We start from the raw sequence: 26,919 nt of genomic DNA, 5'->3' as shown, positions 1-26,919 counted from the left end.
AGGTCATCGTCAAGATTAAATTCCGAAACCCCTATCTGCGTATGCAGGTAGGGGTTTTGTTTTGCCCGCAGGAAAGTTCGTACAGCATTATCGGATCGCTCCTGTCTGATTGCGATGCTGTCCCGTTAGTGTTTATCGATGTTGGTTGTAAGGGGGGCGGCGAACACACCTTCCGAGGCAGGCCGATAAGGGCGATTGTGGGATACCGCTTTACCGTGAGATCCGGCCGTGGGCTCTTGGGCCAAGAACTGGCTCTTCGCAGGGTCGCTATGCAGCGGCACACGGGCGGCAGCGATCATGAGTTTGATCCAGCCTGCGCGCATAAACGGACACGATCCGTATGCCTATCTGAAAGATATGAGGCGATTGTCGACACAGCGGGCCAGCGAAATCGGGCTACTGCTACCGCATCAGTGGGTACCGGCCAGACTTACGCGAGATGAGTCAGGTGTACACTGACCGCATACGGTCAGTCTCGACGATTGACTTTTTGAGAGCACCCTATAGCCATGAAGACACAGCCTGGTATCCAAAAGCCTGGATTTCCAGTGCCTAAGCCTACTGCAAGTAGCGAGACGCCGACTGCGAGCATGATGCGTTTTCCATAACTGAAAGATCCATTAATAGCTGACCTGAATTTAGCATAGACCCATCGCAGTAGCGGCAAAGAAATCGTCATGCTTGCAGGAACCAAGGGATTCATCAGATCGGAATGATGAGTAAAAAATCGTAGATATCTCCATGCAACGTGGGATGCGCAGACGGTTACTGTGGAACCACCGATTATGGTGAAGAGGTCTGCGTTGCACTTGGCCTGACATAAGCGGCGGGATGACGACCGGAAGACTTCCATCCTCCGCATCATCATCCTGAAATCAAGGCTGCGACTGGCTGTCCGCTCTCATGATCTGTGCCTCACCATTGGCCACGAGCCAGCGAACCACTTCGGCAACCGACACGGTATGACTACGCTCTATCCAGCGCACTAGTGCCGGCCCGTAGTGTTCGGTGTATCGGCTGAGCACCAGTTGGCGACAGTCCGCTGACAAACGCAGGGTAATTTCGCGACAGTGCAGATTGGCCGGGTCGTCCCGCGTCATCCGTTGCTGCAGGACCAGGCTATTGTTTTCAGAACCCATCAGCCGGTGCTCCTGTGCATTGAGAGGTGGTGTTCTCTGGCGAGCCTTGTTTGCCATCGGCCACGTAAGCGGCACGATGCTCGGCGACCACATTGCGCAACGCGCTGTAATAGTCCGGCAGTTTTTGCAGGCTGTCGGTCAGCGGTAAGGCTTCTGCCCGGCCATCGACGATGCCGCCGACAGTGCTGATAGTGGACAGCGTCTCCACGGTATCGCTATTGCTGCCGAACGGATCGACCACAAAACCAAGCACGCGGCCGGCGGCGTCGCGACTGTTGGAGGTCCCGAGCAATGGCAGTTCGACGATCGGACCATTGCCGATGCCCCACACGCCAAAGGTCTGGCCAAAGTCCGAGTCGTGGCGCGGGATACCGGCCATGCCGGAGACATCGATCAAGCCCACCACCCCTACCGTGGTGTTGAGCGCGAAACGTCCCAGGGTATTGACCGAGCGCATCGGGTTGCCTTGCAGCAGGTCATTGATAAAGACCTTCGGCTCGCCGAAGTTCGCCACAAAGTTATGCACACCGGTCTGGAAAAAATCCGGCGTGTAGCGGTAGCCGCGCGCGACCGGCGCCAGGGCGTAATCATCAACCACCCGGTTAAACGCGAAGACGCCACGATTGAACGGTTCCGCCGGGTCGTACACCGAATAGGCGATGTCAGCGCAGGCCACGTCGGTGGTGGTCGGCGACTGGCTGCTGCAACCCGTCAGCCCTGCGGCCAACACGGCAATTGAGGTGTTGCGGGTCAACCAGGGAGCACACTTGAAAGGCAACATGGACGCAAGTCTCAGGAGGAATTCGCCGTGATGCTGAGCTCCAATCCTTGCGCCAAGATGTCTGGTTTATTGCGCTGTTGACGCTTTATTGCAGAGTTGAAATATATGACGCGCGGCCATGAATGGTTTTAGATAGCGGTTCCATTCGCCCCTTAAGTGACCTTCGGTGAACAGCCTTTTAATTGTCGACGACGACCTTGAAGTCCTTGATCTACTGAAAAAATTCTTCGTGCAACACGGCTACAGCGTCGAGGTCGCCACAGACGGTGCGTCGCTGTGGGCGGCCATAGAGCGCCAGGCGCCGGACCTGATCATTCTGGACGTGATGTTGCCCGGAGACAGCGGCCTGATCCTGTGTCAGCAACTGCGGATTCGACACGCAATACCGGTGATTATGCTGACGGCCATGGGTGAACTCAGTGACCGGGTGGTCGGCCTGGAACTGGGTGCCGATGATTATCTGACCAAACCCTTCGACGCCCGTGAACTGCTGGCCCGAGTGCGTGCTGTGCTGCGTCGTGTTGACGAGCGTCGTCCGGTTCCGCAAGAGCGGCCACGGCCACTGATTGATTTTGCCGACTGGCATCTGGACGTCACCCGCCGTGAACTTCGCTCGCCGGACAACGTGATGATCCCGCTGTCGGCCGGTGAGTTTGACCTGCTGCTGGTCTTCGTCGAACACCCCCAGCGCATCCTCACCCGTGAGCAGTTGCTGGACCTGGCGCGCGGGCATTGCCATGAGGCGTTCGATCGCAGCATCGACGTTCAGGTCAGCCGCCTGCGGCGCAAACTCGAGTCCGACACCAAGCGGCCGGCGATGATCCGCACCGTGCGCAATGGCGGTTACCTGTTTACTCCCAGCGTGACGCGGCGATGAGCTGGCTGAAGCGGATTCGCGCTCGAGACTGGCCGCAAGATACGGTGGCGCGCTGGATTGCGTTGACGATCATCCTGGCCATGCTCATTTCCCTGGCGCTCAACGGGTTGTTTATCCAACTGGCCGGTGTATGGGCGCGCCCGCCCCTGACCGAGATCGGTTTGCTGGAAAAAGCCGCTGCCATCACCCGCGTCATCGAGGCCGCCCCGGCGCCCCTACGTCACTCATTGGCACAAGCCGCCAACGAGAACGGCTTCACTGTCACGTGGCACCCTGATCGGCACGATCTCAATCTGCCGACAGTGGACGATCCGAAGTCTGACATTGGCTCGACCATCCTGCAGCCGATGCTCAGAGCCCCTGACCGGCGCATCGAAGCCTATGAACCGGCCGACTGGACGGAGCACACGGAGGACGCGCATTACGCGCTGTTGATCGAGCTATCGGATTCATCATGGCTGATGTTCTCCGCGCCCTCGCGCAGTTGGGGGCTCGACGAAGCGCCACGCTACCTGATCGTCATCCTGCTGGTGCTGATCTCCACCGCAGTGGTCGCGCTGATCGCTACCCGACGCCTCGCCACACCTTTGCAGCGTTTCGCCGAAGGCGCCCGCCGCTTCGGCGTGGACTTCCGCGCACCGCCGATCGAGCCGCTCGGTCCCCACGAAATCCGCCAGGCCATTCTCGCGTTCAATGCCATGCAGGCCCAGCTACAGCACTTCATCCGCGACCGTACGCAAATGCTCGCCGCCATCTCCCATGACCTGCGCGCGCCCCTGACGCGGATGCGCTTGCGTGGCGAATTTATCGAGGACAGCGAGCAACAGCAACGGCTGTTTAGTGACGTGGATGAAATGCAGGCAATGATCAACTCGGCGCTAGAGTTCTTTCGTGATGATGCGCGGCTTGAACCGGCGACCCAGTTTGATCTGGCGGAACTGCTGCAAACGTTGCTTGATGATTATCGGGATCAGGGCGTCGACATTACGTTCAGCGGGCCGCTGCGGTGGGTGTATTTCGGGCGCCCGTTGGGGCTTAAACGAGTGATTACCAATTTGCTCGATAACGCGATCAAGTACGGCAGTGAGCCGGGGATTGAGCTGAAACCGAGCGCCGGCCAGGTGTGGATCAAAGTACTGGATCGTGGGCCGGGCATACCAGATGCCTGCCTTGAACAAGTGTTTGTGCCGTTCTTCCGGATGGAAGGCTCGCGCAACAAAAGCACGGGGGGTGTTGGTTTGGGGTTGTCGGCGGCGCGGGCGATTGTGCTCGAGCACGGAGGCAACCTGACACTGCGTAATCGGTCGAGGGGCGGATTGGAGGCGTTGGTGGTGTTGCCGGTGCATTCAAGTTCAGAGCTGATCTCTCAGCATTTGCTTTGAACTGAGCGATTAAGCGACCCAAAAAATTGGGGCTAATCCAGATGCGAGCCAGTTACACACAACTCCTGGGGGAGCGGGCTTGCTCGCGAAAGCGGTGTGTCAGTCAACGATGGCGGTGACTGGTATATCGCATTCGCGAGCAAGCCCGCCCCCACAGGTTTTTCGGTCAGGCTCAAGATCGTGTGAACCTAAGCCTCCCAGCCCGCCCCACTGACCGCCGCCTGCGCCAGTGGGTGCAAGTCTGCCCCCTGATGCGCTGTCTGCCAGGCCAGCAACTCCTTGCGCATACCGGGCGTCCAGTACATCTGCAGGTGATTGCGTACGCCGAGCACCGCCTGTTGCTGGTCCGGTTCGGTGGCGAAGTACTGGGCAATCTGGTTGACCATTTTGATCAGGTTGTCGGTACTCATCGGCGTACCTCCGCTTTAGCGCCACGCGCCTGACGGCGTTCGTCGAGCAGACGTTGTTGTTCGTCGCTGAACTCCTGATAGCGCTTTTGCCATTCGGAAGGGTGGTAGACGCGGCTGACTTCCACGGCGGTGACCTTGTACTCCGGACAGTTGGTGGCCCAGTCGGAGTTGTCGGTGGTGATGACGTTGGCCCCCGACTCAGGGAAGTGGAAGGTGGTGTACACCACGCCAGGGGCTACCCGTTCGGTGATCCGCGCCCGCAGTACGGTCTGTCCGGCGCGACTGCCGATGCCGACCCAGTCGTCTTCGTTGATGCCACGGCTCTCGGCGTCGGTCGGGTGGATTTCCAGGCGGTCTTCGTGGTGCCAGGCGACGTTGTCGGTACGCCGGGTCTGGGCGCCGACGTTGTACTGGCTGAGGATGCGCCCGGTGGTCAGCAGAAGCGGATAGCGACTGTTGACCTTTTCCTCGGTGGGCACGTAGCCGGTGAGCATGAAGCGCCCCTTGCCGCGCACGAATTCCTCGATGTGCATGGTCGGCGTGCCGTCCGGTGCCGCGGCGTTGCACGGCCATTGCAGGCTGCCGTGGCGATCCAGTTCGGTGTAGCTGACGTTGGTGAAGGTCGGCGTCAGGCTGGCGATTTCATCCATGATTTCTGATGGATGCTGGTAGTTCATCGGGTAGCCCAGAGCGTTGGCCAAGGCCACCGTGCCTTCCCAGTCGGCCTTGCCGCCTAGAGGCTCCATGACTTTGCGCACCCGGGAGATGCGCCGTTCGGCGTTGGTGAAGGTGCCGTCTTTTTCCAGGAACGAGCTGCCCGGCAGGAACACGTGGGCGAACTTGGCGGTTTCGTTGAGGAAAATGTCCTGCACCACCACGCATTCCATGGCCGACAGCGCCGCGGTAACGTGCTGGGTATTCGGATCGCTTTGGGCGATGTCTTCGCCCTGGCAATACAGGCCCTTAAAGCTGCCGCCCAAGGCTGCCTCGAACATGTTGGGAATGCGCAGGCCCGGGTCGGGTTGCAGAGTGACGTTCCACGCCTGTTCGAACTGCGCCCGAACCACTTCGTTGGAGATGTGGCGGTAGCCAGGCAGCTCGTGGGGGAAGGAGCCCATGTCGCAGGAGCCCTGAACGTTGTTCTGCCCACGCAGCGGGTTCACGCCCACACCTTCGCGGCCGATGTTGCCGGTGGCCATGGCCAGGTTGGCGATGCCCATGACGGCGGTGCTGCCCTGGCTGTGCTCGGTGACGCCCAGGCCGTAGTAGATCGCCGCGTTGCCGCCGGTGGCATACAGGCGGGCGGCGGCGCGGATGTCGGCAGGGTCTACGCCGCAGATGGCGCCAAGGGTTTCCGGCGAGTTTTCCGGGCGGCTGACGAACTCGCTCCAGCGGGCGAAATCGCTGCCCTCGCAACGGGCGTCGATAAAGGTTTGATTGAGCAGGCCTTCGGTGACGATGACGTGGGCCAGGGCATTGAGCATCGCGACGTTGGTGCCTGGGCGCAGGGCCAGGTGCAGTTCGGCGCGGGCATGCACCGAGTCCACCAGATCAATGCGTCGTGGGTCGATGACGATCAGCCGCGCGCCTTCACGCAGGCGGCGTTTGAGCTGGGAGGCGAACACGGGGTGGGCGTCGCTGGGGTTGGCGCCCATCACCAGAATCACGTCGGCCTGCATCACCGAGTCGAAACTCTGGGTACCGGCGGACTCGCCCAGGGTTTGTTTCAGGCCATAGCCGGTCGGCGAGTGGCAGACCCGCGCACAGGTGTCGACGTTATTGTTGCCAAAGGCGGCGCGTATCAGTTTTTGCACCAGGTAGGTTTCTTCATTGGTGCAGCGGCTGGAGGTGATGCCACCAATGGAGTCGCGGCCATATTTCTGCTGCAGTCGGCGGAATTCGCTGGCAGCGTAGGTCACCGCTTCATCCCAGCTGACTTCCTGCCAAGGATCGTTGATGTGCTTGCGGATCATCGGTTTGGTGATGCGATCCGGGTGGGTGGCGTAGCCCCAGGCAAAGCGCCCTTTGACGCAGGAGTGACCGTGGTTGGCTTGGCCATTCTTGTCTGGAACCATGCGCACCAGCTGGTCGCCTTTCATCTCGGCGCGGAACGAACAGCCCACGCCGCAATAGGCGCAAGTGGTGATCACGCTGCGTTCGGGCTGACCCAGTTCGACCACGCTTTTTTCCATCAGCGTCGCGGTCGGGCAGGCTTGCACACAAGCGCCGCAGGACACGCATTCCGAGTCGAGGAAGTTCTCGCCCCCGGCGGCCGCGACCCGGGATTCGAAACCGCGCCCGGTAATGGTCAGGGCAAAGGTGCCCTGGGTTTCTTCGCAGGCGCGCACGCAACGGTTGCAGACGATGCACTTGCTCGGGTCGTAGTCGAAGTAGGGGTTGGAAGTGTCCTTCACATCCGCCAGATGGTTGTCGCCTTCATAGCCGTAACGCACTTCCCGCAGGCCGACCTGACCGGCGACGGTTTGCAGCTCGCAGTTACCGTTGGCCGAGCAGGTCAGGCAGTCCAGCGGGTGGTCGGAGATGTACAGCTCCATGACGTTGCGGCGCAGGGTGGCAAGCTTCGGTGTCTGGGTGTGCACGCTCATGCCTTCGCTGACCGGCGTGGTGCAGGACGCCGGATAACCGCGCATGCCGTCGATCTCCACCAGGCACATGCGGCAGGAGCCGAAGGCTTCCAGGCTGTCGGTGGCGCACAGTTTGGGAATGGTGGTGCCCAGCAGCGCGGCGGCGCGCATCACCGAGGTGCCTTCGGGCACGCTGATGCTGCGGCCATCGATGTTGAGGGTGACTTGCACCTGGCTATCGCGGGCAGGGGTACCCAGGTCGATATCGGTTTTCGGGTCGAAGAGAGTGATCATTGGTCGGCCTCCGAGGACTGCAGACCGAAGTCGGCGGGGAAGTACTTGAGGGCGCTGACGACCGGATAGGAGGTCATGCCGCCCAACGCGCACAGCGAACCGTATTGCAGGGTGTCGCACAGGTCCTTGAGGATGATCACCTGCTCATCACGACTGTTCTGATCGGGCGCGGCCAGCAGGCGGTCGATTACCTCCACGCCCCGGGTCGAGCCGATGCGGCAGGGGGTGCATTTGCCACAGGATTCCTCGGCGCAGAACTGCATGGCGAAGCGTGCCATGTGGGCCATGTCCAGGGTGTCGTCAGCCACCACCACACCACCGTGACCGAGCATCGCGCCGATGGCGGCGAAGGCCTCGTAATCCAGGGGCGTGTCGAATTGCGACGGTGGCACCCAGGCGCCGAGCGGGCCGCCCACCTGGGCGGCTTTCAGCGGCCGGCCACTGGCGGTCCCGCCGCCGTAGTCTTCCACCAGTTCCCGCAGGGTCAGACCAAAGGCCCGTTCCACCAGGCCGCCGTGACGAACATTGCCCGCCAGCTGGAAGGGCATCGTGCCCAGAGAGCGGCCCATGCCGTAATCGCGATAGAACTGCGCGCCCTTGGCCAGAATCAGCGGCACCGAGGCCAGGGTCAGCACGTTGTGCACCAGGGTCGGCAGGCCGAACAGACCTTGCAAGGCGGGGATCGGTGGCTTGGCGCGAACAATCCCGCGCTTGCCTTCGAGAGAGTCCAGCAGCGCGGTTTCTTCACCGCAGATGTAAGCGCCGGCACCGACGCGCACTTCCATATCGAAGGCCTGGCCGCTGCCGCCGACATTGGCGCCCAGGTAACCGGCAGATCGGGCGATGTTCAGTGCTGCGCGCAGAGTCGCCACAGCTTGTGGATATTCCGAACGCACGTAGATGTAGCCGTAACTGGCGCCGACGGTGATGCCGGCAATGGCCATGCCTTCGATCAGCAGGAAAGGGTCGCCTTCCATCAACATGCGATCGGCGAAGGTGCCGGAGTCGCCTTCGTCGGCGTTGCACACAATGTATTTCTGCGCCGCTTCGGTAGCGCGCACCGTGCGCCATTTGATCCCCGCTGGGAAGGCTGCGCCGCCACGGCCACGCAACCCCGAATCGAACACGGCGGTCGCGGTCTGCTCGCCGCCCAGGGCGATGGCCTGGGTCAAGCCCTCAAAGCCGCCGTGAGCCCGGTAATCCTCCAGCGACAGCGGCCGGGTGATGCCGGCGCGGGCAAACAGCAGCCGTTGTTGGGTCTTTAGATACGGCAATTCTTCCACCAGGCCCAAGGCCAGTGGATGCGCGGACGGCTCGCCTTGCAACGCATCGAGCACGGACGGCACATCGGCGGCGGTCAGCGGGCCAAAGCCGATACGGCCTTGCGGGCTGTCCACCTCCAACAGCGGTTCCAGCCAATACAAACCGCGCGAACTGGTACGTTGCAATTCCTGGGGAACAAGGCGTCCCCGGGCGTGGGTGATAAGGGCTACCGCAACCTCTTCGGTACCCACGGCACGGGCCAGCGAATCAGAGGACAGATAGAAAGCCGGCATCATGCGTCCTCCCGACAAGTGTCGAGCAGGGCATCCAGACGCTCGGGACTAAGTCGCGCATGCACTTGGCCATCCAGTTCCAGAGCGGGCGAACAGGCACACGCGCCGAGGCAATACACCGGACGCAAACTGATGCTGCCGTCGGCGCTGCTGCCGTGGTCGTCCAGTTGCAGACGTTCGCGCAACTGCGCGGCGAGCTGCTCGGCGCCGCGACTCTGGCAGGACTCGGCCCGGCACAGACGCAGGATATGCCGGGCCGGAGGGGCGGTTCGGAAGTCATGGTAGAAACTGATCACCCCGCGAACCTCGGCCTGACTCAGGTTGAGGGCGTGGGCAATCTCGGGGATGGCGGCATCGGGGATGTAACCGATGCCCTCCTGAATCTCATGAAGGATCGGCAACAGTGCGCCGGGGGAGCGTTTGTGGCGCTCCAGCAGGCTGTTGACCATAGGCAGGTGCAACATCTTATCAGGCATACAGCATTCCTCACGATCACGGACAAACCAGGCGGTTGTCAGTTGTCCGAAAGTGTCGGCTGCGGCAGTCACACCACGTCACGGTATCGTGGCATTTTCAGGCCGTTGGCCAGGCACCCTGAGCGGGCATCTTGTTGGGCCCGGTGCGGTCTTTGCCGCACCTCTTCAGGGCATAACAGGCAGCTTGCCATGCTGCCTTTGATTCATCTGCACCAAAGCGACGTGTTCGATTCTGTCTACGACTCCCTGTTAAGTCTAGAAGAGCGCAGCCCGAGGCGTTCGCTCACTGAGTATCTTTCGGATAATCCTTGAGCGCGATGAGCGAGGCATCGTGCCCGCTTGTGCCAAGCTGAAAGGGTATTGAAACGCCATGCATTCAATTGCCGGTCAGGCTAGCCCCAAGAGGTCCATGACATGAACACCACTCATGCATCGCACGTCCGTCGCGAGTTCTACAAAGCAGTCAGGTTCTACTTTCACGTTGTCTGGCCAATTTTTTCCATCCTGCTGTTTTTGATTGTGTTGTTCGGCCTGATCATCAGCTTTCTGGAAGGATGGGATCCATTTGACGGTATCTACTTCGCGTTCGTGACTGGCCTGACCATCGGTTATGGAGAACTCGTCCCCAAACTGGCCGTCTCGCGGATATTGGCGATTTTGCTGGGATTTAACGGGGTACTGATGACGGCGATATTTGCGGCGATCAGTATTCGGGCGATTGAGATTGCGGTGCGGGCGACAGGTCAGGTGGAGTAGGGGCGGCAGCGGTGTAGGGGGAAATGCGCTATGAAGTCATGCTCACGATGTTCATTTGAAAAACAGGGAAAGACAGATGATTGATTTCGACAAGACGTGGCTTCTCGCCTGGATGCTCCTATCGGGCGTACCCATTTTTAGGCAGGCCCCCTTTATTCATTGGATGTCTTTCAAGTAGCCCATAAGAGCGATGAGCGGGACATCCAGCTGTGGGATCGTCCGGGCAGCGCTGAAATCTGCTGCCAATCGATGCAGTTCGCGACCGAGGACTGTATTAACTCCGCCCATGGCCTCCAACGCGAAGCCCACACAATGCGCCACTCTAAACTGGATACCCTCGACATCCCCCCGCCGCACCAACAACCCAAACACCTCCCGCTCATAATCACTCATGATCGGATCGTCCCGCAGAATCGGGCTTTCACCTTCCGTCTCATAAGCCAGCTTGAGGGCGAAAAGGGCAACGGTTTCCAGTGGCAATTCCATTGGTGTGAATCCTTGATTCGTTAGCTGAGCGGTTTCGGGTTTGGCGTTGGAGAGCAAAATCAAAAGATCGCAGCCTTCGGAAGTTCCTGCGGGGTGGCGGGGCGAGATCACTTTTTTGCAGACGAAAAAAAAGGCCTTGCAGACTACTGCAATTATGATGGTCTGGGTTGATCGTTAAATGCAGAATTTTTTGCGAACACCTCGGCGATGAAATCCATGAATACAATGGCCCTTTTGGGGAGAAGCCGGTCGGCAACGTAAATGACTTGCACGGGGACGGCCGGAGCTGCGTAGTCCCTAAGCAACACCCGCAGATTGCCATTTTTCAGCCCTTCCTCGTAAAGCCATTCGGGCCCCTGTGCGATCCCCAGTCCCTCGTTTACACACTCTCGTATGGCTTCAGGTGAGTTGACCCGAAGCCTGCCAGAAACGGGAACATCGATATCCCGAAAGCGCCATGTGGTGCCTGTCGACAGCAGGGTGTAGATCAGGCAATCGTGCGTTCTCAGATCATTGGGCGTCGTGGGGATTCCGCGTTTGGCCAGGTATCCCTTGCTGGCAACGCATACACGCTCGAACCAGCCTAGCGGCCGGGCACGCATTGCGCTGTCTTCCAGATGTCCGATGCGGATCGCCAGTTCAGCCCCTTCGTCGACCAGATTCACATAGCGATCATTGATCTGCAGGTCGAGCGTCAACTCTGGATAGCGCTCCAGAAATGTGGATACATGCGGCACCACGAATGCATGGGCTAGCGCGGTCGGGCAGGCGACTCGCAACAATCCGGACGGGGCGACGTTCTCCCTGAAGGACGACTCCGATTCTTCCACGGCATCGAGAATGCGCCGTGCATCTGCGTAATAGCGTTCTCCCTCGGGGGTGAGGGCAAGCTTTCGTGTGGATCGGTGAAGCAGCCTGGTTTGCAAATGATCTTCCAGCGCCGCCACATAGCGGCTGACGTTAGGCTGCCCCAGCCCCAGGTCACGCCCTGCAGCCGAGAAGCTTCCTGTCTCAACAGCGCGAACAAAGCAGGTCATCAGCAGTAGTCGATCCATCTAGGCCTCTCATTCATGCAATACAAGCATGAAATGTATTCGAATAGGTCATCTTATCAATGCACAGGTATGAATACATAGTTTCCCTCTGGCAGGTCAGTACATCGACTGACCGTGAAAAACCGAAAAGGAAACTTACATGTCCCGATTGCAAGGCAAACGCACTCTCATCACCGGCGGCACCAGCGGCATTGGCCTGGAAACGGCTAAGCAGTTCCTCGCCGAAGGCGCGCGCGTGATCGTTACCGGAGTCAATCCGGAGTCCATCGCAAAGGCCCAGGCGGAACTGGGAAGCGAAGTATTGGTACTGCGTGCTGACTCAGCCAGCATCGATGCGCAGAAGGAACTGGCGCAGGCCGTTCAGACTCACTATGGCCAACTCGATGTTGCCTTTCTCAATGCAGGCGTATCCGTTTGGCTGCCGATCGAAGAGTGGACGGAGGAAATGTTCGATCGCTCCTTCGACATCAACGTTAAGGGGCCGTACTTTCTGATCCAGGCATTGCTACCAGTCTTCGCGAACCCTGCGTCGGTGGTTCTCAATACCTCGGTTAGTGCACACCTCGGCGCCGCGCGTTCATCAGTTTATGGCGCGACCAAGGCCGCGTTCCTGAACATGTCGAAGACGCTTTCTAGCGAACTGCTCCCGCGTGGTATTCGGGTCAATGCAGTCAGCCCTGGCCCGGTTGATACGCCGCTTTACGACAAGCTCGGTATTCCCGATGCCTATCGCGAACAGCTCAACCAGGATATCGCAGCGACCATTCCGTTCGGCCGGTTTGGTACGCCCGAGGAAGTGGCCAAGGCCGTGCTGTACCTGGCGTCAGACGAGTCACGATGGACGGTTGGCTCGGAACTCATCGTCGACGGTGGCCGCTCGCTTTAGCTGCCAACGATACGCGAAGGAACGTCTCCTGCGCTTTTACGGAAAACTGATTGCCACTCAGGCTTTCTTGAAGTCACGGACGTAGCTTCTATACGGCCCGCTCCCACTCGTGGCGGCGGGCTTTGATTCTTCAGTGGGTCTATTCCAATGCCACAGTCACAGTTCACACTCGTCAGCCATCCGTTATGCCCATTCGTTCAGCGAGTGGCCATCGTGTTACTCGAAAAAGGTATTACCTTTCAGCGTATCGATGTCGATCTTCGCGACAGGCCAGACTGGTTTCTGGCGATGTCGCCAAGCGGTAAGGTTCCGCTGCTCAAGGTTCCAGACGGCAATGAAGGCGAGTCCGTTCTATTCGAGAGCGTCGCCATTTGCGAATACCTGGAGGAGGTGTACCCGGAACCTGCGTTACATCCAATGAATGCGTTGATCCGAGCACAACACCGTGCATGGATCGAATTCGCCTCTGCCACACTGGCGGATGCATGGGGATTTTTGAACGCCACCGACCAGCAGACAGCCCTTGGCAAATCTGTAGCGTTGAGAGGAAGGCTGGAACGATTCGACAGTGAAATATCGGACGGCCCTTATTTCTCCGGCGAGAGGCTCAGCATGGTCGACATCGCCGTGGCTCCAGTTTTTCGCTACTTCGACATACTTGGATTCGAGCCCAATCATCAGTTGTTTGATGGACTGAGTCGAGTGGCTGATTGGCGTCGTGCGCTGGCCAGCCGTTTCAGCATTCAGGCGGCAGTTGCAGAGGACTATGCCATCCGGTTCCGCAAGCACTTGCAGGAAGCAAGAGCACTCTTGGCTACTGCATCGGAAACGCATCCCCTTTAAATGCCGATGCGATCGCGCCGCCGCTAGCTTGGCCAGCAGGCGCGCTGGCAAGGCATAGCCCCGGAGAAATGGATCCTGGCTCGGGATGGTCCAAATCCCTTCCTCAAAATCGATTTCCTCCCATTTTGCGTAGCGAACCATCGCGGCGTTTGGCACCGGAGTTGGTGCCTTGCTTAAGTAGGTTGCGGCATTCTGCAGCTCGTTCACGGGCTTCCTGCAAGGAGATATGCGGATACACGCCCAGTGACATGCGCGCCGCCCGACCCTGATACGTGTACCGGAAGTGCCAATACTTGCTGCCGTTGGGTTTCACCAGCAGGGCAAGACCCGAACTATCACTCAACGTGAACGGTCTGTCGGCAGGCTTGGACGCTTTGATTTGCAAGGCGGTCAATGGCATTGCTGTACACCTCCGGTTCTCGAACTGGAATATGTACAGAAAATGTACCCAAAAGAGGCTGGCTTGCAAGAGATGGGGGTGGAACCCCAGAGACCAAAAAGCCCGCAGTTAGCGGGCTCTAGGGGTGTTGCGTAGACGCTGGTAGTCGTCTATGTACTGCAAATGGTGCCCCGAGGGAGACTCGAACTCCCACTCCTTTCGAAAACGGATTTTGAATCCGCCGCGTCTACCAATTCCGCCATCAGGGCTCAATGGCGGCGAAGTATAGAGATGAGATAACCGTTGGTCAATCAGGTACATGGAGAATTTTTGATATTTCCGCTAGACTTCCCGGCCCTGCTAGACGAACCCCATCATGCGCGTTGCTGACTTTACTTTTGAGCTCCCTGATTCGCTGATTGCTCGCCATCCTTTGGCTGAGCGTCGCGGTAGTCGCCTGTTGACCCTGGACGGGGTCAGCGGCGCCCTGGCACACCGTCAATTCACTGATTTGCTCGAGCATTTGCGCCCGGGCGATTTGATGGTGTTCAACAATACCCGGGTGATTCCGGCGCGGCTGTTTGGCCAGAAGGCTTCCGGCGGCAAGCTGGAAATCCTGGTGGAGCGGGTGCTCGACAGTCATCGTGTGCTGGCCCATGTGCGTTCCAGCAAGTCGCCCAAGCCGGGTTCGAAGATCCTGATCGACGGCGGTGGCGAGGCCGAGATGCTGGCGCGTCACGATGCGTTGTTCGAGCTGGGGTTTGCCGAAGAAGTGTTGCCGCTGCTCGACCGCGTGGGGCATATGCCGCTGCCTCCTTATATAGACCGTCCGGATGAAGGCTCGGACCGCGAGCGTTATCAGACGGTCTACGCCGAGCGCCTGGGCGCGGTGGCAGCGCCGACGGCGGGGCTGCATTTCGACCAGCCGCTGATGGAGGCGATTGCCGCCAAGGGCATTGAGACTGCGTTCGTGACCTTGCACGTCGGCGCCGGCACCTTTCAGCCGGTGCGCGTCGAGAAGATTGAAGATCACCACATGCACAGTGAATGGCTGGAAGTCGGCCAGGACGTGGTCGATGCCGTTGCGGCCTGCCGCGCTCGCGGTGGTCGCGTGGTGGCGGTGGGGACCACCAGCGTGCGTTCTCTGGAAAGTGCCGCGCGCGATGGCGTGCTCAAGCCGTTCAGTGGCGATACCGACATCTTTATCTACCCGGGGCGGCCGTTTCATGTGGTCGATGCCCTGGTTACCAACTTCCATTTGCCCGAGTCCACGCTGTTGATGCTGGTTTCGGCGTTCGCCGGTTATCCCGAGACCATGGCCGCCTATAAAGCCGCCGTCGACAACGAATACCGCTTTTTCAGCTACGGTGATGCGATGTTTATCACCCGTAATCCCGCACCACGTGGCCCAGAGGAAATAGAATGAGTCGCCAAAGTCGTATGTCGTTTGAGTTACTTGCTACCGACGGCAAGGCGCGTCGCGGTCGTTTGACCTTCCCGCGCGGTACCGTCGAGACCCCGGCCTTCATGCCGGTGGGCACGTACGGTACGGTCAAGGGCATGTTGCCGCGGGATATCGTTGCCACTGGCGCGGAAATCATTCTGGGTAACACCTTCCACTTGTGGCTGCGTCCGGGCACCGAAGTGATCAAGAAGCACGGCGACCTGCACGATTTCATGCAGTGGAAAGGCCCGATTCTGACCGACTCCGGCGGTTTTCAGGTGTTCAGTCTTGGCGCGATGCGCAAGATCAAGGAGGAGGGCGTGACCTTCGCCTCTCCGGTCGACGGCGCCAAAGTGTTCATGGGCCCGGAAGAGTCTATGCAGGTCCAGCGCGATCTGGGCTCGGACATCGTGATGATTTTCGACGAATGCACCCCGTACCCGGCCGATGAAGACGTCGCTCGCGTATCGATGGAGCTGTCGTTGCGCTGGGCCCAGCGTTCAAAAAACGCCCATGGCGACAACACCGCGGCGTTGTTCGGCATCGTTCAGGGCGGTATGCACCAGGATCTGCGCATGCGCTCCCTGGAAGGCCTCGACAAGATCGGCTTCGATGGCTTGGCCATTGGCGGTCTGTCGGTGGGCGAGCCCAAGCACGAGATGATCAAGGTGCTGGATTACCTGCCGGGCCAGATGCCGGCTGACAAACCTCGTTACCTTATGGGCGTTGGCAAACCGGAAGATCTGGTTGAGGGTGTGCGCCGCGGTGTGGACATGTTCGATTGCGTGATGCCAACCCGTAATGCCCGCAATGGGCATCTGTTCATTGATACAGGCGTGCTGAAGATCCGTAACGCGTTCCATCGCCATGATGATTCGCCGCTGGATCCGACCTGCGATTGCTATACCTGCCAGAACTTCTCCCGTGCTTATCTGCACCATCTGGACAAGTGCGGCGAAATGCTGGGTAGCATGTTGAATACCATCCACAATTTGCGCCATTACCAGGTGCTTATGGCTGGTTTGCGCGAGGCTATTCAACAGGGTACATTGGCCGCCTTTGTCGATGCCTTCTACGCCAAACGCGGGTTACCTGTTCCGCCTTTGGACTGAGTTTTCTGACCCCAAGATTCAACATTTGCAACTGGAGTGCTAAATGAGCTTTTTTATCTCTAATGCCATGGCTGACGCTGCTGCACCTGCGGCAGGCCCAATGGGCGGCGGCTTTGAGTGGATTTTCCTGGTCGGTTTCCTGGTCATCTTCTACCTGATGATCTGGCGTCCACAGGCCAAACGCGCCAAAGAGCAGAAAAACCTGCTGGGCAGCCTGCAAAAAGGTGACGAAGTTGTGACCACCGGTGGTATCGCCGGCAAGATCACCAAAGTGTCCGACGACTTCGTTGTTCTGGAAGTCTCCGACACCGTCGAAATGAAATTCCAGAAAGGCGCCATCGCCGCCACGCTGCCAAAAGGCACGCTCAAAGCGATCTAAGTTTCAACTTCTACTCAATCGACGGGGCGCGCAAGGCGCCCCGCGTCATAAGCGGGCGGCGTGATGCTGAACAAATACCCTCTGTGGAAATACATTCTGATCCTGGCGGTGCTGGCGATCGGTCTGATTTATTCCGCTCCCAATCTATACCCTGATGACCCGGCCATTCAGGTCAGCGGTGCAAGCACTGCGCTGCAGGTTACTCAGGCTGATCTGGATCGTGTGAGCACCGCGCTCAAGGAATCCGGGATCAACGTCAAGGCGGCCACCCTGGCTGCGGGCGGCAAGGGCGGTCTGATCCGTCTGACCAAGGCTGAAGATCAGCTGCCAGCCAAAGACGTCGTACGCAAGGCATTGGGTGATGACTACGTCGTTGCACTGAACCTGGCACAAACCACCCCGCAATGGCTGCGCAGCCTTGGCGCGCACCCGATGAAACTGGGTCTGGACTTGTCCGGTGGTGTGCACTTCCTGCTGGAAGTGGACATGGACAAAGCCCTCGATGCACGCCTGAAAGTCTACGAAGGCGACGTCAAGAGCCTGTTGCGTAAAGAGCGTCTGCGTTATCGCAGCCTGCCGCAACTGGGCGGTGCCATTCAGCTGGGCTTCACTGATGAAGCAGCCCGTGAAGAGGCGCGTGCGCTGATTCGCAAGAACTTCAACGATTTCGATATTGTTCCGGCCGACCTCAATGGCCAACCGGTACTGCGTCTGGCGATGACCCCGGCCAAGCTGGCGGAAATCCGCGAATACTCCATCAAGCAGAACTTGACCACGGTACGTAACCGCGTCAACGAGCTGGGTGTTGCCGAACCTATCGTTCAGCGCCAGGGCGCCAACCGCATCGTGGTTGAGCTGCCGGGCGTGCAAGACACTGCAGAAGCCAAGCGTATCCTCGGCAAGACGGCCAACCTTGAGTTCCGTCTGGCGGCTGAGCCTGGCGCTTCGAAAGCCACTTCCGAATCGTTCGAGTTCCGGGAAGGCAATCGTCCTGCGGCGCTGATCGAGCGTGGCTTGATCATCACCGGTGACCAGGTGACTGACGCCAAGGCTGGCTTCGGCGAGCAAGGCACGCCAGAAGTGAACATCCGTCTGGATGGCCATGGCGGCGAGCTGATGAGTCGTGCGACGCGTAACAACGTTGGCCGCAGCATGGCGGTGATCTTCATCGAGCAACGTCCTGTCACCACTTACACCAGGCAAGTGATCAACGGCGTCGAGAAAGACGTACCGGTTCAGACGTTTAAAGAAGAGAAGAGGATCATCAGCCTGGCGACCATTCAGTCGCCGCTGGGTGCCCAGTTCCGCATCACTGGCCTGAACGGCCAGGGCGAATCGTCCGAGCTGGCGCTGCTGCTGCGTGCCGGTGGTCTGGCGGCACCGATGTACTTCGCTGAAGAACGTACCATCGGCCCAAGCCTGGGTGCCGACAACATCACCAAAGGTATTGATGCATCGCTGTGGGGCATGCTGTTTGTCTCGCTGTTCATCATGGCCATCTACCGCTTCTTCGGCCTCATCGCCACCGTCGCGCTGACGGTGAACATGGTGATGCTGCTGGCCTTGATGTCGCTGCTGGGTGCAACGCTGACCCTGCCAGGTATCGCCGGTATCGTGTTGACCATGGGTATGGCGGTCGACGCCAACGTACTGATCTTCTCGCGGATACGTGAAGAGATTGCGGCCGGCATGACTGTGCAGCGGGCAATCAACGAAGGCTTCGGCCGGGCATTCACCGCGATTCTCGACGCCAACCTGACAACCTTGTTGGTCGGCGGGATTCTCTTTGCCATGGGCACCGGCCCGGTCAAGGGTTTCGCAGTGACCATGTCCCTCGGGATCTTTACCTCGATGTTCACGGCCATCATGGTGACCCGCGCGATGGTCAACCTGATCTTCGGCGGTCGTGACTTCAAGAAGTTGTGGATTTAAGGGGCTGCCATGTTACGTACAATCAACTTCATGGGCGTTCGCAACGTTGCGTTCGGCGTCACATTGTTCCTTACGGTCCTGGCTCTGTTCAGCGTCGCCACCAAGGGCATGAACTGGGGGCTGGACTTCACCGGCGGTACGCTCATCGAGCTGACCTACGAGCGTCCGGCTGACGTCACCAAGGTGCGTGAGCAGCTGGTGACGTCGGGTTATCACGAGGCGATCGTACAGAGCTTCGGTGCGACTACCGATTTGCTGGTGCGTATGCCAGGTGAAGACCCGCAGCTGGGTCACCAGGTGGCCGAGGCCTTGCAGAAGCTCGGTGGCGACAACCCTGCGGTGGTCAAGCGCGTCGAATTCGTCGGCCCTCAGGTCGGTGAAGAACTGCGCGATCAGGGCGGCCTCGGCATGCTGATGGCGCTGGGCGGCATTTTGATCTACCTGGCTTTCCGCTTTCAGTGGAAGTTTGCAGTCGGTGCGATCGTTTCGCTGATCCACGACGTGATCGTGACCATTGGTATCCTGTCGTTCTTCCAGATCACCTTCGACCTGACGGTACTGGCGGCGGTGCTGGCGATCATCGGCTACTCGCTCAACGACACCATCGTGGTATTCGACCGGGTTCGTGAGAACTTCCGGGTACTGCGCAAGGCCAGCCTGATCGAGAACATCAACATCTCGACCACGCAAACCCTGCTGCGGACCATGGCGACGTCGATCTCCACCTTGCTGGCGATCGCGGCCTTGTTGTTCTTCGGTGGCGATAACCTGTTTGGCTTCTCCATCGCCCTGTTCATCGGTGTTCTGGCGGGTACTTACTCGTCGATCTACATCGCGAACGTGGTGCTGATCTGGCTGAACCTGAGCAGCGAGGACCTGATTCCTGCTGCGGTGGCTGAGACCGAAGTCGACGACCGTCCATAACGGTTATCGCTTTTCCAGCTGTAGGCCGAGAAGGCGCGAGTGTTGAACTCGCGCCTTTTTTTATGCTCCAAGGCTGGGAGAAGCGGGTTTTCCCGTCTGTGATGGTCAGGAGGTTCATGTGAACAAGTCGTTGCTGGTTGGTGCGGTATTGGGTGCTGTCGGTGTCACTGCCGGGGGTGCTGTTGCCACCTACAAGCTGGTTAAAAGCGGCCCTGAGTATGCGCAAGTGCTGGCCGTTGAACCGGTCAAGACACAAATCAAGACTCCACGTGAAGTGTGCAAGGACGTTACGGTTACCCGGCAAGCGCCGGTAAAAGATCAACACCAGATCGCCGGTACGGTGGTCGGCGCGCTGGCGGGTGGCCTGTTGGGCAACCAGATCGGCGGCGGTACAGGCAAGAAAATCGCCACAGTGGCCGGTGCGGTCGGCGGTGGTTATGCGGGCAACAAGGTGCAGGAAGGCATGCAGGAGCGTGATACCTACACCACCACTCAAACCCGCTGTAACACCGTGAATGACATCAGCGACAAGGTTGTAGGGTACGACGTTCGTTATTCGCTGGATGGCAAGGAAGGCAAAGTGCGGATGGATCGCGATCCGGGCAACCAGATTCCGGTCGACAAGGAAGGCAAGTTGATCCTGGGGCAGAACGAACCGGCTCAACAATAAGCTGAGCGCCTCAAGCAAAAAGAAGCATCTCGAGAGGGATGCTTTTTTTGTGCCTGAATTATATGTTCGCCGCCAACGTGCTATGAAAGACTCCTCATTTTTCGCGGCCTTACGCCTGCCTGTCCGAGACCCCATGCCTGCCATTGATCACCCCCTGATAGACCAGTTCCTTGACGCCCTGTGGCTGGAAAAAGGCCTTTCCGATAACACCCGCGATGCCTATCGCAGCGACCTGGCCTTGTTCAACGGTTGGTTGCAGGAAAAGGGCCTGGAGTTGATCAACGCCGGTCGCGAGTTGATCCTCGATCACCTGGCCTGGCGCCTGGAGCAAAACTACAAACCCCGTTCGACAGCGCGATTTCTCTCCGGCGTGCGTGGCTTCTATCGCTATTTGCTGCGGGAAAAGCTGATTGCAGTCGATCCGACCTTGCGTGTCGATATGCCGCAACTGGGTCGACCATTGCCTAAGTCCTTGTCGGAAGCGGATGTGGAGGCCTTGTTAAAAGCACCTGATCTGAGCGAAGCCATCGGTCAGCGAGACCGCGCCATGCTGGAAGTGCTTTACGCCTGTGGCTTGCGGGTCACGGAGCTGATCAGCCTGACGCTGGAACAGGTCAACCTGCGCCAAGGCGTGCTGCGGGTGATGGGCAAGGGCAGCAAGGAGCGACTGGTGCCGATGGGCGAGGAGGCGATTGTCTGGGTCGAGCGCTACATGCGCGATGCCCGTGGCGAGTTGCTGGGCGGGCGTCCCAGCGATGTACTGTTCCCCAGCCTGCGCGGCGAGCAGATGACCCGCCAGACCTTCTGGCATCGCATCAAACACCAGGCCAAGGTCGCCGGGATCGGCAAGTCGTTGTCTCCACATACCCTGCGCCATGCCTTCGCCACACACTTGCTCAATCACGGCGCCGATTTGCGCGTGGTGCAAATGTTGCTCGGCCACAGCGATCTGTCGACCACCCAGATCTATACTCACGTCGCCCGCGCACGCTTGCAGGACCTGCACGCCAAGCATCACCCACGTGGCTAACGCAGCTCCTGAAATGGAAATACCGCCCTGTGGCGAGGGGGCTTGCCCCCGTTGGGTTGCGAAGCAGCCCCTTTGTGGCGATCTCTGATATATGGACCGAGACGTGAGGATTGACGACTGCTGCGCAGCCGAACGGGGGCAAGCCCCCTCGCCACGGGGGCCTTATGTGGTAGGCTTTGCCGGTTTGCACGATGGGCGGTTATGACCCGGTGTTTCGGCACGGGTGTTCTGATCGTCCCATTTGTCCGCCTTCAGGAGTTCTCATGCGTCTGACCCAGATTTTCGCCGCCGCAGCCATTGCGTTGGTCAGCACCTTTGCCGTCGCCGATGACACGGCCGACAAAGCCATTCGTAAAAGCCTGCAAACCCTCGAGCTCGACGTGCCGGTCGAAAGCATCACCGCCAGCCCGTTGCCAGGCCTGTACGAAGTCAAACTCAAGGGCAGCCGTGTGCTTTACGCCAGCGCCGATGGCCAATACGTCGTTCAGGGCTACCTGTTCCAGCTCAAGGACGGCAAACCGGTCAACCTGACCGAGAAGACCGAGCGCCTGGGCATTTCCAAACTGATCAATAACATTCCAGTGGCTGAAACCGTGGTTTACCCGGCAATCGGCGAAACCAAATCACACATCACCGTGTTCACCGACACCACATGCCCGTATTGCCACAAGCTGCACGCCGAAGTGCCGGCGCTGAACAAGCTGGGTATCGAAGTGCGTTATGTTGCGTTCCCGCGCCAGGGCCTGGGCTCGGCGGGTGACGAGCAACTGCAAGCCGTGTGGTGCTCCAAGGACAAGAAAGCGGCCATGGACAAAATGGTCGATGGCAAGGAAATCAAGGCCGCCAAGTGCGAGAACCCGGTAGCCAAGCAGTTCGCCCTTGGTCAGTCGATCGGCGTGAACGGTACACCGGCCATCGTTTTGGCCGACGGACAGATCATTCCGGGCTACCAGCCTGCGCCACAAGTCGCCAAACTGGCATTGGGCGCGAAATAATTTCGCATCGTCATGGTCAGCCTTTGACGATCATGGTTCGGCGGCAATATTGTCGGGCCATTAATAGAGAGCCGCGAGTATGCGGTTGTTTTCACGGCCGGCCTTGAGTCGGCCGTTTTATGGGGAGTTCACAGTGAAACCGGTCAAAGTAGGCATCTGTGGGTTAGGGACCGTCGGTGGCGGTACCTTCAACGTACTTCAGCGCAACGCCGAGGAAATTGCTCGTCGTGCCGGGCGTGGAATCGAAGTGGCACAAATTGCCATGCGCACGCCAAAGCCTCAGTTCCAGACGACCGGTATTGCGATTACCAACGATGTGTTCGAAGTGGCCACGAACCCTGAGATCGACATCGTTATAGAGCTGATGGGCGGCTACACCGTTGCCCGCGAGCTGGTACTCAAGGCCATCGAGAATGGCAAGCATGTGGTCACCGCGAACAAGGCACTGATTGCCGTTCACGGTAATGAAATTTTCGCCAAGGCTCGCGAGAAGGGCGTGATCGTGGCGTTCGAAGCGGCCGTGGCCGGCGGCATTCCCGTGATCAAAGCGATCCGTGAAGGTTTGTCCGCCAACCGCATCAACTGGGTGGCCGGGATCATCAACGGCACTGGCAACTTCATCCTCACCGAAATGCGTGAGAAGGGTCGCACCTTCGAAGACGTACTCGCCGAGGCGCAAGCCCTGGGTTACGCCGAAGCCGATCCAACCTTCGACGTCGAAGGCATCGATGCAGCCCACAAGCTGACGATCCTGGCGTCCATTGCATTCGGTATCCCGCTGCAATTCGACAAGGCTTACACCGAAGGCATCACCAAGCTGACCACCGCTGACGTGAACTACGCCGAAGCGCTGGGCTATCGCATCAAGCACCTGGGCGTGGCGCGCAGCACCGCGGCCGGTATCGAGTTGCGTGTGCACCCGACGCTGATCCCGGCCGATCGTTTGCTCGCCAACGTCAACGGCGTGATGAACGCGGTGATGGTCAACGGCGATGCTGCCGGTTCGACCTTGTTCTACGGCGCCGGTGCCGGCATGGAACCGACCGCTTCGTCGGTGATCGCTGACCTGGTGGATGTGGTTCGCGCCATGACCTCCGATCCGGAAAACCGCGTGCCGCACCTGGCTTTCCAGCCTGATTCGCTGTCGGCCCATCCGATCCTGCCGATCGAATCCTGTGAAAGCGCCTACTACCTGCGCATTCAGGCCAAGGACCATCCGGGCGTGTTGGCTCAGGTGGCGAGCATCCTGTCGGAGCGCGGCATCAACATCGAATCGATCATGCAGAAAGAAGTCGAAGAGCATGACGGTCTGGTGCCAATGATCCTGCTGACGCACCGTGTGCTGGAGCAGCACATGAACGACGCGATCACCGCCCTGGAGGCCTTGGAAGGCGTGGTCGGCCCGGTCGTACGAATCCGCGTCGAGCACCTGAACTAAGCCGTTATCGTTCACCGGGCTCGCACGCGAGCCCGGCATTGCGAACACTGTCTATTGGAGCCAGTCATGCGTTATATCAGTACCCGCGGCCAGGCACCGGCCCTGAATTTCGAAGATGTCCTGCTGGCCGGTCTCGCCACCGACGGCGGTCTGTACGTGCCGGAAAACCTGCCACGTTTCACTCAGGAAGAGATCGCTTCCTGGGCCGGCCTGCCGTATCACGAGCTGGCCTTCCGGGTAATGCGCCCGTTTGTGACCGGCAGCATTCCCGATGCCGATTTCAAAAAGATTCTTGAAGAAACGTATGGCGTGTTTTCCCACAACGCCGTTGCGCCACTGCGTCAGCTCAATGGCAACGAATGGGTACTGGAGCTGTTCCACGGCCCGACCCTGGCGTTCAAGGACTTTGCCCTGCAACTGCTCGGTCGCTTGCTCGACTACGTGCTGGAAAAACGCGGCGAACGCGTGGTGATTGTTGGCGCCACCTCCGGTGACACCGGTTCGGCCGCCATCGAAGGCTGCAAGCACTGCGAAAACGTCGACATCTTCATCCTGCACCCGCACAACCGTGTGTCCGAAGTGCAGCGTCGCCAGATGACCACCATCTTCGGCGAAAACATCCATAACATTGCCATCGAAGGCAACTTCGATGACTGCCAGGAAATGGTCAAGGCCAGCTTCGCCGACCAGAGCTTCCTCAAGGGCACGCGCCTGGTGGCGGTGAACTCGATCAACTGGGCGCGGATCATGGCCCAGATCGTTTACTACTTCCACGCAGCCCTGCAGCTGGGTGGCCCGGCGCGTTCGGTGTCGTTCTCGGTACCAACCGGCAACTTCGGCGATATCTTCGCCGGTTACCTGGCGCGCAACATGGGCCTGCCGATCAATCAGTTGATCGTCGCCACCAACCGCAACGACATCCTGCACCGCTTCATGAGCGGCAATCAGTACGTCAAGGAAACCCTGCACGCCACGCTGTCGCCGTCCATGGACATCATGGTGTCGTCGAACTTCGAACGCCTGCTGTTCGACCTGCACGGTCGCAACGGCGCGGCAATAGCCGGCTTGATGGACACCTTCAAGCAGGGTGGCGGTTTCAGCGTCGAACAGGAGCGCTGGACCGAGGCACGCAAACTGTTCGATTCGCTGGCCGTGGACGACGCCCAAACGTGCGAAACCATTGCCGAAGTCTTTGAGCAAACCGGCGAGCTGTTGGACCCGCACACTGCCATCGGCGTGAAGGCCGCGCGCGAATGCCGTCGCAGCCTGGATATCCCGATGGTGATCCTCGGTACAGCCCATCCGGTCAAATTCCCGGACGCAGTGGAAAAAGCCGGTGTAGGAAAAGCGCTTGAACTACCTGCACATCTTTCTGATTTGTTTGAGCGAGATGAGCGTTGCACCGTGTTGCCGAACGACCTGAAAGCCGTACAGGCCTTTGTCAGTCAGCATGGCAACCGCGGCAAGCCGCTGTAACCGGTAAAAGCTGTCACATTTTGAAGCCCGTCTCCTGACGGGCTTTCTCATTTCTGCATGCCACACTTGCCGGGTTTCGTAAAAGAAGAGCCGCCCATGAAGGACGGGCGAGACGATTACCAAGGAAGTGGCAATGCTGTTTTTCAGAGGGTTTAAACCAGCCGTGTGCTGGATGTTTTTGCTGGGCGCCCTGGGCTTCGGGCAATGGGTAAAGGCAGCGCAATGGGTGACACATGAGTCCAGGGAGCCAACCGCCGTCGCACGCATTGAGCTGGATGCTCAGGAGCTGCAATGGGTTCGTGATCATCCCGAGGTCGTTGTCGCGTCGGCGCAGTACCCGCAGTACCTGTTCAAGGATGAGTATGGTCACTGGAGCGGTTTGAACAACGATGTGCTCGACCGAATCAGCGCCATGACAGGGCTGCGGTTCGTCCATGAAGAGTCGTTTTCTACCGATCAACTGCTGGAACTACTGGAAAGCGGCGCGGCGGACATGAGCACGACGTTGGCAATAAATGACGAGCGCAAGGTGTTCCTGGATTTCAGCCATGCATTCGGCGGGGCGGGTTGGGTACTCGTGGGGCTGGCCGACACACCGGCGTTACAGTCCCTGGAACAACTTTCCAGAAGAGTCCTGGTATTGCCGGCCCGGCACGCCTTGGAGGGTGTGATTCGTCGTGATTACCCGGCGATTGAGCTGCGTCTGGTCAAAACCTACGCTGAAGCCTTGGCGCTGGTGGAAAGTGGCGAGGCCTACGCCACCATAGAAAATGAAATCGGAGCGCAGCTTTATCCCTCGGACCGGCTCAAGGTAGGGCCTGCGGTGGAGGGCAAGTGGGAGGCTGATCACTTGGCGGTCCGCAAAGGACAACCGCACTTATTGAGCATCCTCAACAAGGCGCTCGAAGCATTCCCGCCTGCCGAGCTACGCGCCATACGGCTGAAATGGCTGAATGGAATTGCACCGGTACATGCGCCCTCGGCCTGGCAGCGGGTAACCCAGTGGGGCTGCTGGAGCCTGTTCATCGTTAGCCTGTTCGGCCTGCTTTCATTGCTGTGGAACCGTCGGCTCGCCGCCCTGATCGAACAACGTCGGGATGCCGAGAAAGACCTTAATGACCAGCTCGCATTTCAGCATGCGTTGATAGGCGCCATGCCCGATCCGATGTTCGTGCGTGATCTGGAAGGGCGTTTGATCATGTGCAACAAAAGTTATGAGGAGAACTTGTCGACCCGTTTCGACCAGGTACAGGGTCGACAACTGATCGAAGTCGATGTCTTGCCCAAAGAGACTGCCGAGCAGCTGCACACCGAGTTCATGGTTCAGCTCGGTACTCGCAAGACTCGCTTCAGCGAACGTCAGTTGATGTTCAAGGATGGAGTCAGGGATATCTACCAGTGGACGGTGCCGTTCTACAGTGCGGACGGTCAATTGCGAGGACTGCTGGGTGGATGGAGCGATATCGGCAAGCGTACAAGGCAGGCATGAATCGGCAATACCTGTCAGTCAGGCGCAATCCCTGTGGGAGATTCTATGGTTGAGGGGAAGCCCTCAACCCGTTTTCGCTTGGTATTCACTCTGCCCTTTCAGCAGTGCAAATACGACCCGTGCAA

At 59.1% G+C, this 26,919-nt stretch carries 25 protein-coding genes, 1 tRNA gene and 1 pseudogene; 17 read left to right on the top strand and 10 right to left on the bottom strand.

The genetic code is table 11. The annotated features are described in order from the left end of the window. Positions 1 to 217 precede the first annotated feature (217 nt). A pseudogene (locus tag ACZ9IM_RS30015) lies at positions 218 to 459 on the top strand (transposase domain-containing protein); the annotation flags it as partial. Between the two features lie 416 nt (positions 460 to 875). Here ACZ9IM_RS30015 and ACZ9IM_RS30010 read toward each other — a convergent pair. Together ACZ9IM_RS30010 and ACZ9IM_RS30005 are read right to left on the bottom strand one after the other, a co-directional pair. Beyond that, positions 876 to 1,139, bottom strand: coding sequence for a hypothetical protein (locus tag ACZ9IM_RS30010; RefSeq protein ID WP_427625661.1), 264 nt, complete (start codon positions 1,137 to 1,139; stop codon positions 876 to 878). Then, positions 1,129 to 1,920 (bottom strand): MlaA family lipoprotein, encoded by a 792-nt coding sequence (locus ACZ9IM_RS30005; protein ID WP_427625662.1) that lies wholly within the window; start codon positions 1,918 to 1,920, stop codon positions 1,129 to 1,131. Before ACZ9IM_RS30005 ends, ACZ9IM_RS30010 begins: the two co-directional genes overlap by 11 nt. A gap of 166 nt (positions 1,921 to 2,086) precedes the next feature. On the opposite strand from ACZ9IM_RS30005, the gene ACZ9IM_RS30000 reads away from it, so the two are divergent. Together ACZ9IM_RS30000 and ACZ9IM_RS29995 are read left to right on the top strand one after the other, a co-directional pair. Continuing rightward, entirely contained in the window at positions 2,087 to 2,797 is a 711-nt protein-coding gene (locus ACZ9IM_RS30000) for a response regulator (RefSeq protein ID WP_008072831.1), read from the top strand. Continuing rightward, positions 2,794 to 4,179, top strand: a complete 1,386-nt coding sequence (locus ACZ9IM_RS29995; RefSeq protein WP_427625663.1) for an ATP-binding protein — start codon at positions 2,794 to 2,796, stop codon at positions 4,177 to 4,179. The genes ACZ9IM_RS30000 and ACZ9IM_RS29995 overlap by 4 nt, the downstream gene beginning before the upstream one ends. Positions 4,180 to 4,367: 188 nt before the next feature. Here ACZ9IM_RS29995 and ACZ9IM_RS29990 read toward each other — a convergent pair whose 3' ends face one another. From ACZ9IM_RS29990 to ACZ9IM_RS29975, 4 genes are read right to left on the bottom strand one after another with little or no spacing between them, the layout of a single operon-like run. Beyond that, positions 4,368 to 4,589 (bottom strand): formate dehydrogenase subunit delta, encoded by a 222-nt coding sequence (locus ACZ9IM_RS29990; protein WP_063342580.1) that lies wholly within the window; start codon positions 4,587 to 4,589, stop codon positions 4,368 to 4,370. Further along, positions 4,586 to 7,468: a formate dehydrogenase subunit alpha gene (gene fdhF, locus ACZ9IM_RS29985; protein ID WP_476225801.1), complete on the bottom strand. Its 2,883-nt coding sequence runs from the start codon at positions 7,466 to 7,468 to the stop codon at positions 4,586 to 4,588. Before fdhF ends, ACZ9IM_RS29990 begins: the two co-directional genes overlap by 4 nt. Further along, positions 7,465 to 9,027, bottom strand: coding sequence for a formate dehydrogenase beta subunit (locus ACZ9IM_RS29980; RefSeq protein WP_427625665.1), 1,563 nt, complete (start codon positions 9,025 to 9,027; stop codon positions 7,465 to 7,467). The genes fdhF and ACZ9IM_RS29980 overlap by 4 nt, the downstream gene beginning before the upstream one ends. Beyond that, a complete protein-coding gene (locus tag ACZ9IM_RS29975; RefSeq protein WP_476225800.1) occupies positions 9,024 to 9,500 on the bottom strand; it encodes a formate dehydrogenase subunit gamma in 477 nt (158 codons plus the stop codon). Before ACZ9IM_RS29975 ends, ACZ9IM_RS29980 begins: the two co-directional genes overlap by 4 nt. A gap of 414 nt (positions 9,501 to 9,914) precedes the next feature. Here ACZ9IM_RS29975 and ACZ9IM_RS29970 point away from each other — a divergent pair, with 414 nt between their 5' ends. Continuing rightward, on the top strand, positions 9,915 to 10,256 hold the full coding sequence (locus tag ACZ9IM_RS29970; protein ID WP_476225799.1) for a potassium channel family protein: 342 nt from the start codon (positions 9,915 to 9,917) through the stop codon (positions 10,254 to 10,256). 156 nt (positions 10,257 to 10,412) lie between these two features. Here ACZ9IM_RS29970 and ACZ9IM_RS29965 read toward each other — a convergent pair whose 3' ends face one another. Further along, a complete protein-coding gene (locus ACZ9IM_RS29965) occupies positions 10,413 to 10,742 on the bottom strand; it encodes a hypothetical protein (RefSeq protein WP_476225798.1) in 330 nt (109 codons plus the stop codon). A gap of 152 nt (positions 10,743 to 10,894) precedes the next feature. Further along, positions 10,895 to 11,797 (bottom strand): LysR family transcriptional regulator, encoded by a 903-nt coding sequence (locus ACZ9IM_RS29960; RefSeq protein WP_086946341.1) that lies wholly within the window; start codon positions 11,795 to 11,797, stop codon positions 10,895 to 10,897. 139 nt (positions 11,798 to 11,936) lie between these two features. Between ACZ9IM_RS29960 and ACZ9IM_RS29955 the strand changes: the two genes are divergently transcribed. Next, positions 11,937 to 12,683, top strand: a complete 747-nt coding sequence (locus ACZ9IM_RS29955) for an SDR family oxidoreductase (RefSeq protein ID WP_123498033.1) — start codon at positions 11,937 to 11,939, stop codon at positions 12,681 to 12,683. A 147-nt stretch (positions 12,684 to 12,830) separates the two neighbouring features. Beyond that, on the top strand, positions 12,831 to 13,526 hold the full coding sequence (locus tag ACZ9IM_RS29950) for a glutathione S-transferase family protein (RefSeq protein WP_476225797.1): 696 nt from the start codon (positions 12,831 to 12,833) through the stop codon (positions 13,524 to 13,526). Positions 13,527 to 13,629: 103 nt separating this feature from the next. Here the strand turns inward: ACZ9IM_RS29950 and ACZ9IM_RS29945 are convergent, their stop codons facing one another. Together ACZ9IM_RS29945 and ACZ9IM_RS29940 are read right to left on the bottom strand one after the other, a co-directional pair. Continuing rightward, positions 13,630 to 13,926 (bottom strand): Arm DNA-binding domain-containing protein, encoded by a 297-nt coding sequence (locus ACZ9IM_RS29945; protein WP_427625668.1) that lies wholly within the window; start codon positions 13,924 to 13,926, stop codon positions 13,630 to 13,632. A gap of 163 nt (positions 13,927 to 14,089) precedes the next feature. Then, positions 14,090 to 14,174 (bottom strand) — tRNA-Leu (locus ACZ9IM_RS29940). 107 nt (positions 14,175 to 14,281) lie between these two features. On the opposite strand from ACZ9IM_RS29940, the gene queA reads away from it, so the two are divergent. The 11 genes from queA (at position 14,282) to ACZ9IM_RS29885 (ending at position 26,794) form a co-directional block, all read left to right on the top strand. Next, a complete protein-coding gene (gene queA, locus ACZ9IM_RS29935) occupies positions 14,282 to 15,331 on the top strand; it encodes a tRNA preQ1(34) S-adenosylmethionine ribosyltransferase-isomerase QueA (protein ID WP_476225796.1) in 1,050 nt (349 codons plus the stop codon). A gap of 14 nt (positions 15,332 to 15,345) precedes the next feature. Further along, positions 15,346 to 16,461, top strand: coding sequence for a tRNA guanosine(34) transglycosylase Tgt (gene tgt, locus ACZ9IM_RS29930; protein WP_019651852.1), 1,116 nt, complete (start codon positions 15,346 to 15,348; stop codon positions 16,459 to 16,461). A 43-nt stretch (positions 16,462 to 16,504) separates the two neighbouring features. Next, a complete protein-coding gene (gene yajC, locus ACZ9IM_RS29925; RefSeq protein ID WP_008014002.1) occupies positions 16,505 to 16,840 on the top strand; it encodes a preprotein translocase subunit YajC in 336 nt (111 codons plus the stop codon). Between the two features lie 63 nt (positions 16,841 to 16,903). Further along, entirely contained in the window at positions 16,904 to 18,772 is a 1,869-nt protein-coding gene (gene secD, locus ACZ9IM_RS29920) for a protein translocase subunit SecD (RefSeq protein ID WP_427625669.1), read from the top strand. 9 nt (positions 18,773 to 18,781) lie between these two features. Beyond that, positions 18,782 to 19,696: a protein translocase subunit SecF gene (gene secF, locus ACZ9IM_RS29915; RefSeq protein WP_007903566.1), complete on the top strand. Its 915-nt coding sequence runs from the start codon at positions 18,782 to 18,784 to the stop codon at positions 19,694 to 19,696. Between the two features lie 118 nt (positions 19,697 to 19,814). Next, positions 19,815 to 20,366 carry a glycine zipper 2TM domain-containing protein gene (locus ACZ9IM_RS29910; protein ID WP_008072859.1) on the top strand — a complete coding sequence of 184 codons (552 nt, stop codon included), beginning with the start codon at positions 19,815 to 19,817 and terminating at the stop codon, positions 20,364 to 20,366. A 133-nt stretch (positions 20,367 to 20,499) separates the two neighbouring features. Next, a complete protein-coding gene (gene xerD / locus ACZ9IM_RS29905; protein WP_063342599.1) occupies positions 20,500 to 21,396 on the top strand; it encodes a site-specific tyrosine recombinase XerD in 897 nt (298 codons plus the stop codon). 263 nt (positions 21,397 to 21,659) lie between these two features. After that, the gene (gene dsbC / locus ACZ9IM_RS29900; RefSeq protein WP_476225795.1) at positions 21,660 to 22,391 is read left to right on the top strand and encodes a bifunctional protein-disulfide isomerase/oxidoreductase DsbC; all 732 of its coding nucleotides are present in this window, start codon (positions 21,660 to 21,662) and stop codon (positions 22,389 to 22,391) included. A 133-nt stretch (positions 22,392 to 22,524) separates the two neighbouring features. Further along, positions 22,525 to 23,829: a homoserine dehydrogenase gene (locus ACZ9IM_RS29895; RefSeq protein ID WP_032830508.1), complete on the top strand. Its 1,305-nt coding sequence runs from the start codon at positions 22,525 to 22,527 to the stop codon at positions 23,827 to 23,829. A 66-nt stretch (positions 23,830 to 23,895) separates the two neighbouring features. After that, complete coding sequence (gene thrC, locus ACZ9IM_RS29890; RefSeq protein WP_007897604.1) at positions 23,896 to 25,305, top strand: threonine synthase; 1,410 nt, start codon at positions 23,896 to 23,898, stop codon at positions 25,303 to 25,305. A 133-nt stretch (positions 25,306 to 25,438) separates the two neighbouring features. Continuing rightward, a complete protein-coding gene (locus tag ACZ9IM_RS29885) occupies positions 25,439 to 26,794 on the top strand; it encodes a transporter substrate-binding domain-containing protein (RefSeq protein ID WP_476225794.1) in 1,356 nt (451 codons plus the stop codon). Positions 26,795 to 26,919: the final 125 nt, after the last annotated feature.

Source organism: Pseudomonas sp. TE12508 (assembly GCF_056279485.1).
Note: the sequence above shows the minus strand (reverse complement) of the source record. Positions and strands in the feature narration are given on the sequence as shown.